General features: G+C 37.8%; 12 protein-coding genes, 2 riboswitches and 1 other annotated feature. All 12 genes read right to left on the reverse strand.

What is annotated here, in order from left to right:
* Positions 1-12 precede the first annotated feature (12 nt).
* The 12 genes from MHB75_RS05280 to MHB75_RS05335 all read right to left on the reverse strand — a co-directional run bounded on the left by MHB75_RS05280 (position 13) and on the right by MHB75_RS05335 (position 13,299).
* Positions 13-594 carry an anthranilate synthase component II gene (locus MHB75_RS05280; RefSeq protein WP_340996293.1) on the reverse strand — a complete coding sequence of 194 codons (582 nt, stop codon included), beginning with the start codon at positions 592-594 and terminating at the stop codon, positions 13-15.
* Complete coding sequence (gene trpE, locus MHB75_RS05285; RefSeq protein WP_340996295.1) at positions 591-1,979, reverse strand: anthranilate synthase component I; 1,389 nt, start codon at positions 1,977-1,979, stop codon at positions 591-593. The genes MHB75_RS05280 and trpE overlap by 4 nt, the downstream gene beginning before the upstream one ends.
* A gap of 72 nt (positions 1,980-2,051) precedes the next feature.
* Positions 2,052-2,258 (reverse strand) — a binding site (T-box leader).
* A 36-nt stretch (positions 2,259-2,294) separates the two neighbouring features.
* On the reverse strand, positions 2,295-3,041 hold the full coding sequence (locus tag MHB75_RS05290; RefSeq protein WP_340996297.1) for a hypothetical protein: 747 nt from the start codon (positions 3,039-3,041) through the stop codon (positions 2,295-2,297).
* A 39-nt stretch (positions 3,042-3,080) separates the two neighbouring features.
* The gene (locus MHB75_RS05295) at positions 3,081-4,697 is read right to left on the reverse strand and encodes a S8 family serine peptidase (RefSeq protein WP_340996299.1); all 1,617 of its coding nucleotides are present in this window, start codon (positions 4,695-4,697) and stop codon (positions 3,081-3,083) included.
* 114 nt (positions 4,698-4,811) lie between these two features.
* Positions 4,812-5,504, reverse strand: coding sequence for an ECF transporter S component (locus MHB75_RS05300; RefSeq protein WP_340996302.1), 693 nt, complete (start codon positions 5,502-5,504; stop codon positions 4,812-4,814).
* Complete coding sequence (locus tag MHB75_RS05305) at positions 5,497-7,152, reverse strand: ABC transporter ATP-binding protein (protein WP_340996304.1); 1,656 nt, start codon at positions 7,150-7,152, stop codon at positions 5,497-5,499. The genes MHB75_RS05300 and MHB75_RS05305 overlap by 8 nt, the downstream gene beginning before the upstream one ends.
* Complete coding sequence (locus MHB75_RS05310) at positions 7,125-8,006, reverse strand: energy-coupling factor transporter transmembrane component T (RefSeq protein WP_141273991.1); 882 nt, start codon at positions 8,004-8,006, stop codon at positions 7,125-7,127. Before MHB75_RS05310 ends, MHB75_RS05305 begins: the two co-directional genes overlap by 28 nt.
* Before the next feature lie 4 nt (positions 8,007-8,010).
* Positions 8,011-8,910, reverse strand: a complete 900-nt coding sequence (locus MHB75_RS05315) for a DUF4430 domain-containing protein (RefSeq protein WP_340996307.1) — start codon at positions 8,908-8,910, stop codon at positions 8,011-8,013.
* An 81-nt stretch (positions 8,911-8,991) separates the two neighbouring features.
* Positions 8,992-10,536 carry an Ig-like domain-containing protein gene (locus tag MHB75_RS05320; protein WP_340996309.1) on the reverse strand — a complete coding sequence of 515 codons (1,545 nt, stop codon included), beginning with the start codon at positions 10,534-10,536 and terminating at the stop codon, positions 8,992-8,994.
* A 124-nt stretch (positions 10,537-10,660) separates the two neighbouring features.
* Positions 10,661-10,842, reverse strand: a riboswitch (cobalamin riboswitch).
* 125 nt (positions 10,843-10,967) lie between these two features.
* Positions 10,968-11,129: a transcriptional regulator gene (locus tag MHB75_RS05325; RefSeq protein ID WP_087680783.1), complete on the reverse strand. Its 162-nt coding sequence runs from the start codon at positions 11,127-11,129 to the stop codon at positions 10,968-10,970.
* 207 nt (positions 11,130-11,336) lie between these two features.
* A complete protein-coding gene (locus tag MHB75_RS05330; RefSeq protein WP_141273988.1) occupies positions 11,337-12,092 on the reverse strand; it encodes a cyclase family protein in 756 nt (251 codons plus the stop codon).
* A 72-nt stretch (positions 12,093-12,164) separates the two neighbouring features.
* A riboswitch (SAM riboswitch) is annotated at positions 12,165-12,268 on the reverse strand.
* 65 nt (positions 12,269-12,333) lie between these two features.
* Positions 12,334-13,299: an NAD(P)H-dependent flavin oxidoreductase gene (locus MHB75_RS05335; RefSeq protein WP_340996315.1), complete on the reverse strand. Its 966-nt coding sequence runs from the start codon at positions 13,297-13,299 to the stop codon at positions 12,334-12,336.
* Positions 13,300-13,737: the final 438 nt, after the last annotated feature.

Genomic DNA, 13,737 nt, shown 5'->3' on the forward strand with positions numbered 1-13,737 from the left:
CCTGTTTTTTTATTATACGGTTTGTGTAATTGTATTTAAAAAAGCTTGAATCATCTGATTCCCTTCATCTGTGTGATACGATTCTGGATGGAATTGAAGCCCGTAAATCGGTAATGAGCGGTGGTGACAAGCCATAATCTCCCCGTCCTCTGTGACCGCATCTACATGAAGTAATATATGCGGGAAGTTTTCACCATTTGCGACTAATGAATGATAACGCATCACTTCGGTTTCAAAAGAACAATCGATTAATAATCCTTCCTTTTTATGCATGAGTGGTGACATACGTCCATGCATGATTTCTTTTGCTTGTATAATTTCACCACCAAAAGCCTGCACAATCGTTTGATGCCCTAAGCAAATACCGAGTATGGGAAACTCTTTTTGAAGTTGTGTAACGACCTCAAGGCAAATACCTGCTTCATCTGGTGTACCAGGACCTGGTGAAAGAACAATTGCTTGTGGTTGAAGCGCTCGAATCCCTTCGATTGTTATGGCATCATTTCGTACAACTTCTACTTCCGCACCGAGTGAAGCGATTTGTTGGTATAAGTTATATGTGAATGAATCGTAATTATCAATAAGTAGAATCATGAGATCACCTCCAATAAAGCTTTTGCCTTATTTAATGTTTCTTCATATTCACTGATTGGATTTGAATGATGTACAACACCTGCTCCAGCTTGAACATGTGCTTTCCCGTCTTTTACGACCATCGTACGAATGGCAAGTGCTAAATCTAAATCACCTGAAATCGAAAGATAACCAATCGCTCCTGCATACACGCCTCTTTTTACATGTTCGAAATCATTAATCAGTTGCATGGCGCGAATTTTCGGTGCGCCTGATACCGTACCAGCTGGTAAACAGCTCGCCACAACATCTAGTGGATGAATAGCTGGTCTTAATGTTCCTATCACTTCTGATACAAGGTGCATGACATATTTATAACGCTCAATTACCATGTACTTTGGCACACTGACAGAACCAATCTCACATAGTCTCCCTACATCATTACGACCTAAATCAACGAGCATACGATGTTCAGCTAATTCTTTCTCATCTTGAAGTAGACCTTCTGCAATGACATCATCCTGCTTAGCATCCTTTCCACGCGGTCTTGTGCCAGCGATTGGGTTTGTCGTCACCTGACGCTTTGAAACCTTTACAAGGCTTTCTGGAGATGTTCCAAGCACGGTATAACCATCAAAGTCAATATAATACATATACGGAGATGGATTCGCTGTACGCAGTTGACGATAAAGTGCCATCGGGTTCCCATCATACTGTGCTGAAAAACGCTGAGATAGTACAATTTGAAAAATATCTCCTGCTTCAATATGACGTTTCCCTTCCTCTACCATCTGGCAATAAGCATCTTGTGTCATACTCGGTATAAATTGAAGCGCATCCACTTGTTCTAAAAAAGGTTGAAGTGGTTTCGTTAATTGCTTTTGGATTCGTTCAATTCGTTCATCTAAAATCGCTTCTGTTAAACCTTCTTGAAATAAATCAATGGTCGCAATCGTTAATGTCTGCTTAACATGATCCATCACGACAAATGTGTCAAAAAAGAGTAAATGCATATCGGGCATATCGATTGGATCAACTAATACATCACCAATCTGTTCATGATAAAAAGCAGTTTCATACCCGATGTAGCCAATCGCTCCACCATAAAAAGAAAACGGATAGTCCCCTTTTACATAGGGAAGGAATTTTTTTAATTCTTCAAAAGGGTGCAGTGAATTCAATTCAATACATACATCACCCTTTTTATACGTAAGAATCTGATTTTTCGCAACCAATGTTGCAACAGGTGAAGCAGCAATAAAAGAGTAACGACCACTCTCTTCATGTTTTGCAGAAGATTCAAATAGAATTTTTTGCTTCCCCTCTAATGCATGATAAATCGAAATAGGTGTCAGCATATCTGCTTCTAACTCTAACTGCTTGTGTAATACGGTCTGTTCTGTCATGTGAAAAACTCCTCTCAACTCAGCTCATTTTTCCTCAACATATAAAAAGTCCCCCACGAAGAAAAAATCTTCATGGAGGACGAAATCAATCCGCGGTACCACCTCAGTTGTGACCTATGTCACCTCTCGCAAGTAACGGTTGCCGCCGGATGTCTCTACTTTCATGTTCAAGGCACCACTCAAAGGTCCATTCGATTCATGCACTTTACTAACTTCCACCAACCGTTAGCTCTCTTGAAAAGTAACATTGAATGTACTACTCCTTCTCAACGTGTTGCACTCATTATATGACGAATCGTCGTATAATTCAATTTATTATTCTTTCTTTTTTTGGAAAAACTGTAGCATGTAATGTAAAAAACGGCGATTTGTTCGAATTTGATCTGTTAAATCACGTGCAATAACTTCAAAAAATTCATTTGCTTCATCGGTACCGCGCAAGACACGTCGTGTTCTTTTTTCATCTGGCCATGAACCGATTAAATAGCCTTTTTCTTCTAATTCCCATGAAACGGTATAAAGATAGCTATTGGAAGGACCCCAACCGAAAAGGTCTTCAATCTGCTTTGCAACATCTGCCATTGAAAAACTGCTTCTCGTTTGTGCAAGTTTAAAGGTAACATAGCGCACAATGTCTTTCACCGAAATCAGTTTTGAAAAATAAGCTCGAAATTCTTCCGGTAGTGGATGATCTGGCTTCGGTGGCTTCTCTCCGTTTTTCGTCAATGCATAATAAAAGCGATCTAATATTAAAACAATCTCGTGGAATCGTTCATAGTAAATTTGCTGATAACGTAAAAGACGCTCTTTTCCAAGTGTCGTCGCTTCATAGTACACTTTTCTGCCTTTTGTGAACGAAGAAAGAGCGCCCTCGCCTTCTAATTGCTTTGCAACTCGTGCCACATATTCATAACCTACTCTGCGACCTGGGAACTGATCGACGAACTGTTCATATAATTCCGCTGCATAGAATGGTTGTGTTGAGGTTTCATGTAGCCAGAATAATGCAATCGTATCTTTTATACTAAACCCTACTGCATCTTGAAATGTTTTCTCTTTCACAGTTTAGAAACCTCCTTTTTTCTTTTAGTTTACCATGTTTTAACGATAACGTATGACTCTGACAGTAGTCGATTTAGAGACATTTCCAGCCTGATCGACTGCCTTCACTTCAAATACATAGACTTTTTTCTTTTTAAGTTTCGGTATAATAACCTGCGCTTCACGCGTTTCTTTGATGCGTTTTCCGTTCATATAAAGAATATTTTTTAAAAAATCCTTACTACTCGACTGCTTCCACGTTAATTTTGCTTGTCCTGTTGGTAGTAAATCAGCCGTTAGCTGTTTTGGAGCTTGTGGTTTTGTGATATCTTTTTTTGTTCGAATCGTTGTCGTGACCACTTCCGAAAAATCTCCGTCAGCATTTACAAAACGGAATGAAAAAGTTAGCTTTTTATTTGCAGGAAGGTTTTTTAAGGTTAATTTATTAGCTTTACTGCGCTGAATCACGCGTTCATTTTGTAATACGATAACGTCTTCTTTTTTACGATTTGTTAGTGAAAAAGAAGCTTCATGATCCATCACTTTTCTTGTTGAGATGACGGGCTTTTTATCTAATGGTATAGGAGCTTTTATCGCTAAAATCGGATAGGGCTTCTCTTTTTGCATCTGTTTTAACTTTTGAACAAGCTGCGTATTTGAACTATATGGATAACGTTCTTTTAATAAAGCAAGTAACCCTGTAATATGCGGTGCTGCAAACGACGTACCCGTTACATAACTCACTGTACCAGAACGGTTAATCGCTGGTACATCTTCACCAGGTGCTAAAAAATCAACCCGTCCTTGATGGTTTGAAAAACTACTAATATCTTGATAACGATTAATCGCCCCAACACTGACCACTTCGTTATAACTTGCTGGATAACGAACCTTTTCATAGTAACCATCATTGCCTGTAGAAGCGATCATTAAGATACCTGCCTTATTTGCCTTTTGAATGACTTGGTGAAGTGCTGCTAAATCATTCGGAAGTCCAGAAGATAAATTAATGAAATCGATTTGATGATTAATCGACCACTGAATCGCACGTACAATATCAAAAGCAGAGCCTCTTTTTGTGCCATCTGCATATTTTAAAGCATATATTTGAACATCGGGTGCAATCCCTTGCGAAAATCGATTAAGTAGGTGCGGCTTAGCAGCAATAATCGACGTAACGAGTGTACCATGTCCTAAACCGTTATGACCGCGGTCAATCGTATCCGCTTCATTCACAGTCGTATTCGGATCGTCTGGTGCAAATACGAGTTGTTGCTTAATGGCGTGTTGCAAACTCGGTATTGTCGCTACACCGGTATCAATAACAGCTACTTTTATATTTTTCCCTGTATAAAGTGATGCAGGTGTGACAGGAATACGTAGAAGTGATAAATTCCACGTTGGTTTCGTCGGTTCATTTAATAATGTGACAGCTGTATTTTTTTCAATCGTACTATCTGGGAAAGCTTGGTGAAAAGTACGCTGTTCAGCTACTGTAAGGTCCGTTAAGATGAGTTGTAAATCTGGCAATATCTCAGCATTTTTCGGTAACTGCTGCTTCATATCATGTACATCTTGATGTGGTGTAGAGATGATGACTTCTTCTGCGGAAGCACTTATGAAAGATGTTGCAATGAGACCTAGACAACAACTTGCCGCCAATAATAACCTTTTCATACCAAACCCTCCTTTAAAGTGTTGTTACTCCATTATATGAAAAATGAAGTCTTGTATTCAATAGTTGTTCTGAAAATTGAAAAAGAGCAGCGATTACTACGCTACTCTTTCAAATTAAGTCGTCTGCATGACCCCGTATTTAATTTTTAGCCGCTCTAGCTTGTCACCAATTGGTTTTGTAAGTAACCACAGGAAGATGACATTCGAAATCATATACGTAATAGTAAATGGAATCGCTGTGATGATTTTAGAACCGTAGACAATCCAATTAAAGCCGTTACCAAGCGATAAAACCGTCCAAATATCCATGAGCATCGAATACATGATACCTGAGAAAATCCCGTAAAATAGTAATGAGATTTTTGATTCCATCCATTTCGTTTTGCCGAGTAATCCAGCAATGTAGCCGAGAATACCGAGCGTGAACATTTGGAAAGGTGTCCACGGACCTTGACCGAATAAGATATTCGACGTAACAGCAGATACAGCACCCGTTAGAAAACCAGCTTCTGGACCAAGTTTAAAGCCTGTAATCGCCACAAGCGCTGTCATCGGTTTAAATGCTGGGATAAAGGCGAATGCTGCACGTCCTGCCACCGTAATTGCCGACATCACTGCGATAATTAATACTTCTCTCGCATCGGGTTTTCGTCTTTCAAATGATAAAAAGAAAGGAATACAAGCAAATACCATGACAAACATGGAGATTAAATTGTATTTTCCATCTTCTAATAAAGTCGCTCCAATTAAAATCCCAATGGGAATAATCACAAAAAAGATAATGAGTGAAATCACCTTTTTAGACATGTGTCATCACCTCTTGTTGAGATTGGCAACGTGCAATTAACTGCTCTGTCGTTACAACATCTTCAAATAATTGACGACACATACGATTTGTCGCTGTTGTATAGAAGTGATTGCCACTGTAAAAGGCAGCTGGTGTTCCTTTTGCGACGATTTCACCGTCAAAGAACATCGCACAAGACGTTGCATGTTCCGCCGAGAATTCGACATCATGCGTCACCATTAAAATTGATGTCCCTTGACTTTGTAAGTCATGTAGAATACGAGCTAATACTTGTTTAGATTCACCGTCTAGCCCCTTCGTTGGCTCATCTAGTACTAAGATTTTTGGATTTTTAAGTAGTACTTTTCCAAGTGCGACTTTTTGCTGCTCACCACCGCTTAAATCATATGGATGTTGAGCAAGTAGATGGCGAATTTGAAGTAAGTCAATTACGCGATCAATAGCTGCTTGATCTTTTGACATCATGGCGAGTTCAAGTTGCACTTCTTTTTCGACAAGCAATGTTGTTGGATCTTGTGGTAGCATCGAAATCATACCTTGATACAATTCTTTTTTCGCATATTTTTTAAGCAGTTTATTAAAAATCGTTACTTTTCCTCGATGTGGCTTTAGTAGCCCTGTAATTAAGCCGAGTGTTGTGGATTTACCCGTCCCGTTTCCACCAACAATACTTAGAAATTCACCTTGATGGAGCTGGAAATTCAATCCTCGAATTAAATCTTCTGCATGACGGTCATAGCGAAACCATAAATCTTGCACATCTAGTACGACTTCTCCAGAAGGCTCTGCTTCTTGAATTTGCTTATGGTCTTTTTCGTAATGCTTTTCAAGCCATGTGCGTCCGTCACGAATCGTTAAAGGTGTTTCATCTGATTGCTTAAGTGCATGATGTACACGAAGTGGCGTTGGCAAACCTAGTAACATCGGATGATGTGCATCAACATGACGTAAACGTGTCGCCGCTTTAATCGGTGTATCATTTGCAATAATTTCACCTGCATCTAAAATAATGACACGATCTGCAATCGGATATACTTCCTCTAATCGGTGTTCAACAAGCACAATCGTTAAACCGAGTTCTTTATTGAGCTTTTGAAGTGTTGCGATAAATTCACTCGCTGCAATCGGGTCGAGTTGTGATGTAGGTTCATCTAGAATCAGTAGTTGTGGTTGCATCACCATAATACTCGCTAAATTGAGCAGCTGTTTTTGACCACCTGATAAGTCTGTTGTATTTTTTCGGAACCATGTTTGAATACCGAAGAAGCTTGCCATTTCAGCAACGCGACGACGGATTGTCATGGAATCGTAACCGAGATTTTCAAGACCAAAACTTAATTCATGCCATACTTTATCCGTTACAATTTGTAGTTCAGGTTTTTGAAGTACATAACCAATTTGACTGGCTGCTTCACGCTGAGGCAAGTCTTGTAAAGCGACACCATTGAAATGAATCGTTCCAGACGTTTGACCATGTGGCGTTAATTCACGTTTTAAATGCTTTAATAATGTACTCTTACCACATCCTGATGTTCCGCATAATACGACGAATTCACCTGCTTCAATTTCAAGAGAGATGTCTTTTAAAGTTGGTTTTGTTGCAAGTGGATAACTAAACATTAATTGATTGATTTCAATGAGCGCCATTTGAATGCCTCCAGTACTTCAATAAAAATAGGTAGTGACACGAGTATACCATAACTAATGGTCATGAAAATCATCGGACCATTCCAAACGATTGGTGAGAACGTTGGATAGTAGTAGAATTCATTCCAACCGAAATAGCTACATAGTAATTGAATGATAAATAAAATAAAAATACCGCTGAGTGCAAATCCATCTAATCGATCAAAGCGAAATAATGAAAAAGTTGAGCGCCCCTTTAATCCGTAGCCGCGTGCTTTCATCGAATCGGCTGTTTCAATTGCACTTTCTAAAGCCCAAGAGATAAGGATGGATAAAATACGAGTTCCAGCTTTAATACGATGCCAAACCGAACCTGAACTAGGGTCCATGCCAATCGCACGCTGCGCATACATAATCTTCTTAATTTGATGACCAAATAAAGGAACGAGGCGCATCGTTAATGAGATCAGTAATGCCACAGCAGGGGATATTTTCGTAAATAAATATAAAAATTTATCAGATGTCATGACCGCATTAAATGCACTAAACCAAAAGATAATGGCGATTAACATGACAGAAGCAGCAAATCCATAAACAATAGCTTCGACTGTAATCGGTTGTTCATTGATATAGAGAATCGCTGTTTCGCCTTCATGAATGAGTAAAGGGTTTAAAATAGCTGCTACCAACATGAATGGAAGCAGCCATTTAATCGATTTCAAAAAACTTTTCTTTAATAAAAGAAAGCTTGTGACAGTTGCACCCGTAAAACTAATTATAAGCAGAATAGGATGCATATAAAACATTGTTAAACCAATAACAGCGAAAAAGTAACTGAAAATAACGAGCGGGTGAAAATCATGAAGTGATTTCATCTAACTACCACCCTAAGTCCGTTCCACCATTAGTTGTATATTGCAACTCAATGCGGTCACCATCTTCAAGTTGATAATTACCTACGCCAACAGGTGCTTTTACACCGTTAACTGTATACATCCAGCCACTTAATGAACCTGCTTGTTTTTCGTTTATATGATTAATCCCGATAATATAAATACCGTACATTGGATTTTTTTCGTAATTAATATAAATACCGTATTTTGAACGTAGTTTTGAAATGGCATCCCAAGCTGTATCGCCTTCTTTAATTTCAATTTTTGCGTTATTTAGTAGTACGCCACTTGCTGGTACATATTGTTCACTTTGTAGGTTTTTCGGTAATAGCTCATAATGATCAGGATTTAGTAATGTACGCATGCCAATTGTAATCGTTGCATACTCTTTTTTCACTGGTTTTTCTATAGGTTTTTCAGGTGTTGACGGTTTTGGTGTCGATGGCTTCGGTGTAGAAGTCGTTGCCTCCGGTTTTTTCGTTACCGTCGTTTCTTTTTTCGCTTCGTCTTTTTTGACTGGTTTTTCTTTTTTTGTTGGTTGTTCTTTAGAGGTCTTATTAGATGTTATTATTTCCTTTTTTGCCTCTGTTTTTTGTGTTTGAGATGGTGTCGATGTTGGTTTCTCTACTGTAGAAATGGACGAATTCGTTGACGTTGTCGTGTCGTTTTCAGATGTAGTAGCCACTTCTTTCGTTACAGAACCTTTATCATCTTGCGCCGTTTCTTTTGTTTTTTCTTTTACTTTTTTCTGTTCTTCGTCATTTAGAACAACGACTTTTTTCGCTTCTTCCTCTTGCTCATTTTCATATTGCTGTGCGGTTTGCACTTTACAGCCTGTTAAAAGTAAGGTTGCAGATAGCGCAAATAGTATAATTTTACTTTTCATGTTGTCCCTCCTTTTAAGATAGCAATAGGGCTGTTCCAAGATTTACATCTTAGAGCAACCCTTATTCGCTATGTGTAAATCTTATTTGCTTTTTACTGCAACTGTAACGGATTTACTTGTGTAATTTGATTTTTTCGCATACACTTTTACTTTTGTTTTTTCTTTTAATGTTGGCACTTTAATTGAGAAAGAACCTGTTTTTGTGCTGGCAGTTGCTTTATATGTTTTGTTTCCAATTTTCGCATATACTGTTGCACCTTTTGTTGTTGATCCGGTTACTTTTTTAGCGCCTTTTACAAGTTTACTTACTTTTGGTGTTGCAGGTGTTAAACGATCAGCCACTTTTTGTGTAATGGCTTTGCTCTTATTACTAGCTAAGTCGGTTACATAGAATTTCACTGTCGCATTCGCCTTGAACGCAGTTTTTACTGGATATGAGAATTTACCTTTTGCATCTGCTTGAACTGCTGCTAATTTTTTCGAACCATTATAGATTGTAACCGTTGCATATGGTTCTGTCGTACCTGAAATTGTTTTTGTTGTGTTCGCCACTTTTGTAACACTTAATGATTTTGGTGCAGTTGTATCATACTTTAAAGAAGAAGCTTTTGCATCTGTTAAATCAAAGAATGTATTTTTATCTGATGCATAGCGATCATACGCAACAAGACCTAAAATTGCACTTGTTGTTGCAAATAGTTGTGGACTTTTTTGATCTGGTGTTATTTTAAAACCACCTGTTGTTGCATCAAAGTTTAATAACATATTTGACACAGCCCATTGACCATTTTTAATAAATGAACGTGCTGTTTTTGGATTAATGCCATTCTCTGTTAGAGCGATGACCACTTGTGCTTGTGAATCGACACTATTACCGCCCCATGGACTGTAACCTGCAACATCTGTTAATTGACTTGACATATAATCTAAACCTTTACGAATTGACGCTTTAACGGCTGGGTCTGAATCATAGTTCGCAAGAGCACTTAACACCATAGCAGTCATGTCGACACTCACGCCGTTTTCAACGTCTTCAGCCCATGAGAAGCCGCCATTTTCAAATTGTGTGCTTACTAAATAATCAACCATAGATTTACGTGAGAAGTCAGCGTATTTTGTACCTGCTGGGAAGCTATAATCTTTCGCTTCTAAAGCACGTAATACATATAAATAATCTGTGATGTATAAACTTTTCGCTGCTTTACCTGCTACTAATTTATCACCTAATAAGTTAATTAAGTTATAACCCGCCACATTTTTCGGATCTTTACCGATGGCAGTAATCGCTAAAATTATTTTTGATAATGCGCCTGGCGAGCTATTAAATTGACCTTTTTGCTTCTTTAATTCACGTTCAACATCTTTATAGAATGTTGTGTAGTAATCTTTACTTACAGCGTAATTTGAACGCGCAAAATTAAGTACTGCATCTGAACTTTGGTAAGTTGGTGTTGATACATCTGGTAATGAATAATAATAGTTCGATGTTGCTTTTAATGTATTCGCTACATCAACTTTTTTAACTGTTGGTACTTTTGCTTCTGCTTGTAAAGCCGTTGCTGGTACAGCTGAAACGACTAAAGCTGCTGATAATGTTGCTGGAATCACCCATTTTGATTTAAACATAAAAATAACCCCCAAATGGTTTTGATTTGGAGGATTAGCTAACACGAAAAGCTCACGTTCCGAAGACATGAAGAATTATGTAACAACAATTATACATACGTGCGTCTAATCCACCCCTCGAAGATTGAAACGAATGATGAAAGCAGGTCTCCTGGCTCTATGATCATATTACTTTGACAACTTCCCGTATAAACACAGTGTTTGTATGTCATTTCATCCCATATTACAGTAGCGGGGCTGCATCGGATTTTCACCGTTTTCCCTATTATCTAGCCTAAAACTAGTACTCTCACCTGAAAGAATATTCAATTATCTTAATAGAAAGTATTCCATACTCTATAAAAAAAGTAAATAACTTTTCGTAAAAGAAGGTCTTAGGACATACAAAAACCTCTACTTTACACATTAAGTGGAAAATAGAGGTTTAATACCTAGCTAATCTCTTGAATTGTGGCGTCTCTCTTATACTCATTAAATGCATACAATTGCTCCTCTGTTAATTGTTTGACATATAAATGGTAATTCATCGACTCCAACCCATAGTTTTCGCAAGCTTGACAATACGTCTGATAACCTTCCATAAAGTGTTCCATTAAACATCTCTCCTTTTGTTATATAACAGTTTTACTTGTTGTATTTAATATATAACAGAAGAAAAGAGGTGTCAACTAATTTTCTGAAAATTCAACAAAATATTTAGTTTACATAATAATATTATTTTTAAAACAAAAAAACACCTTGAGATGACAAGGTGTTCCACGACAAATGAGTCTGTATAGTTTAAGGCGAATGAGCCATTATTAATTCGGTGTAATCGCAAATGAGCGTACGGGAAAACCGGATGCTTTTTCAGGTTTAGCCACGATATTAAAGATAACTGCCCCCTTTGCCGGAAGTTGATCTAAATTCGTTAAAAGTTCGACTTGATACGTATCTTGTTCTAAAACGAAATACTCTGCGGCTAATGAGCCATGTTTTCGATATTCTTCACTCGAATCTGTATCAAATGTTTCATGACCAATCGCTTTAATGCCTCGTTCTTTGAATAAAAAAGATAATACTTCGACAGACCAACCTGGCACATGAGCCACGCCTGCTTCATCAATATTATTAAAGGTATCATGGTCGGGCCAGCGCTTCGACCAGTCTGTGCGTAATGCGACAAATGAGTCGGCTTCAATGATGCCATTTTGATCCTCAAATGAGAGGATGTCTTCAATCGTTACCGTGTGACCTGGATTCTTTTGTACTTGAGCTGTAATATCTACAACAATAAGTGGCAGTACTAATTCCTGAAGATGAAGTTCCTCAATATAGCGTGTATCTCGTACAAAGTGTATCGGTGCATCAAGATGTGTTCCATACTGACCTGCAAAAGAAAATTGTTGTGCAAAAAAGCCATCATCATGTGTAAAAAGTGTATCAAATTTTGCTGGATTGAATGCATGGAAGTGAGGTGACTGGCTATTAAATGTATGTGTCAAGTCCACCCATTTCTGCTTTTTCAATGTTTGTAATGCTTGTAAAACATCTTGCTGTAAAACCGATTCGCTCATAACATCACTCCTTTTTAATCTACAAAAAAACCTCTCCTGATAAGAAGAGGTTTTGAATAGTCAAAGGAACTCTTCTTATCTTTTAGCTTACGCTACAGGATTTAGCACAGTTCATTTTAACATTGTCTGTTGCTGAAGGGTCAACGGGCCAGTCCCTCGCCTTCTCTTGATAAGAGATACGATTTTTTTGTTAACTTTATATTACAGTAAGCAAATCGGAATTGCAACTGTTTTCTGAATATTATTTTATTTTTAGATTTAATTGCGTTCTTGCTTCTTCAATTTGCTGTTCAAATTGCTCAAATAAAGCTGCAACAGTTGGAATGGAATGAATGAAACCAATACTTTGACCTGCATATCCAAAACCATCTTGCTGCTCTTCATAAATATAACGACGATTTGCTGCGCCGCTAATATAATCTTTTAATGCCTCATATGTAGGCGTCTTTTGTTCAATTTCTAAAATTTTATCTGTGAATGGTGTGTGTAATACACGCGCTGGACCACCAATGGAACGTTTAATAACGACCGTATCCATTTCATCATGTTCAATCAATGCTTGTTTGTACAGTGGTGCTGCATCTACACATTCTTCTGTCGCAATAAAACGTGTCCCAATCTCAACTCCGTCTGCTCCTAGTGCAAAAGCAGATAAGATACCACGACCATCTGCAATGCCTCCTGAAGCGATTACAGGGATGTTGACAGCATCGACAACGCGCGGAACGAGTACATGTGTCCCTAAATCATTTAAACCGAGGTGACCGCCCCCTTCTTGTCCAACAACGACAACAATATCTGCCCCTTTTTCTTCGGCCTTTAAAGCCAATTTAACAGAAGAAACGAGTACAAGCTTCTTCATATCGGTGTCTTTCACCATTTCTAATATAGGACTTGGATTTCCTCCTGTAATCGAAATGATTTGAATACCTTCTTCTATTGCTACTTGTACAAAAGGTTCGTAATGTTCACGGTGTCGTCCAATCGCAAAGTTCACACCAAAAGGACGATCTGTTAATGTGCGTGTTTTATGAATTTCTTTTCGTAAATCTTCTGGAGAATCTAAACTGAGTGCTGTCACTTGGCCCAGTCCTCCAGCATTCGAAACTGCTGCTGCTAAATCTGCATAACCAAGATAGGCGAGACCTCCTTGAATAATTGGTTTTTCAATTCCTAATAATTCCGTTACACTTGTTTGCCACTTCATCTCAAAATCCCCCTTATGCTATTCTAAATAGAAATCTTAAATATCTTTTTTCGTTTGTTCATCAATATGATATTCTTCTTTTAAATACATCTCAATCGTACCATATTTTTTAAAATCTCATCATGTACTTGGTCGAACAATATTTGATTGACTCCTGCTAATACCTGCAGAATTTCTGAATCCTTTACAGCTAATTCAAGAGGTTTCTACCAATATATGTCATACTATTACCTGCTTTTATAGTTCAATCCATGTATAAACACTAATTGTATATACCCCAAAATCATTATTGTAAATAAAAACCCTTCCTTGCAATCTATTAATGATTTTAGATCTTTGTAAAAGACGTGCATAATAGCTCCATATTACATAGTTTTTTAGTTTACATAATATAATTATTTATTAATAAAAAAGAATTACAAAACTGCAATTCTTTTC

The sequence above is a fragment of the Kurthia sp. FSL E2-0154 genome (genome assembly GCF_038003625.1).
GTDB classification, from domain to species: domain Bacteria; phylum Bacillota; class Bacilli; order Bacillales_A; family Planococcaceae; genus Kurthia; species Kurthia gibsonii.

Excerpts from the sequence above, each read along its gene's own strand:
- MHB75_RS05280 (WP_340996293.1), bottom strand. The coding sequence starts at position 594 with ATGATTCTACTTATTGATAATTACGATTCATTCACATATAACTTATAC.
- trpE (WP_340996295.1), bottom strand. The coding sequence starts at position 1,979 with ATGACAGAACAGACCGTATTACACAAGCAGTTAGAGTTAGAAGCAGAT.
- MHB75_RS05295 (WP_340996299.1), bottom strand. The coding sequence starts at position 4,697 with ATGAAAAGGTTATTATTGGCGGCAAGTTGTTGTCTAGGTCTCATTGCA.
- MHB75_RS05300 (WP_340996302.1), bottom strand. The coding sequence starts at position 5,504 with ATGTCTAAAAAGGTGATTTCACTCATTATCTTTTTTGTGATTATTCCC.
- MHB75_RS05305 (WP_340996304.1), bottom strand. The coding sequence starts at position 7,152 with ATGGCGCTCATTGAAATCAATCAATTAATGTTTAGTTATCCACTTGCA.
- MHB75_RS05310 (WP_141273991.1), bottom strand. The coding sequence starts at position 8,006 with ATGAAATCACTTCATGATTTTCACCCGCTCGTTATTTTCAGTTACTTT.
- MHB75_RS05315 (WP_340996307.1), bottom strand. The coding sequence starts at position 8,910 with ATGAAAAGTAAAATTATACTATTTGCGCTATCTGCAACCTTACTTTTA.
- MHB75_RS05320 (WP_340996309.1), bottom strand. The coding sequence starts at position 10,536 with ATGTTTAAATCAAAATGGGTGATTCCAGCAACATTATCAGCAGCTTTA.
- MHB75_RS05325 (WP_087680783.1), bottom strand. The coding sequence starts at position 11,129 with ATGGAACACTTTATGGAAGGTTATCAGACGTATTGTCAAGCTTGCGAA.
- MHB75_RS05330 (WP_141273988.1), bottom strand. The coding sequence starts at position 12,092 with ATGAGCGAATCGGTTTTACAGCAAGATGTTTTACAAGCATTACAAACA.
- MHB75_RS05335 (WP_340996315.1), bottom strand. The coding sequence starts at position 13,299 with ATGAAGTGGCAAACAAGTGTAACGGAATTATTAGGAATTGAAAAACCA.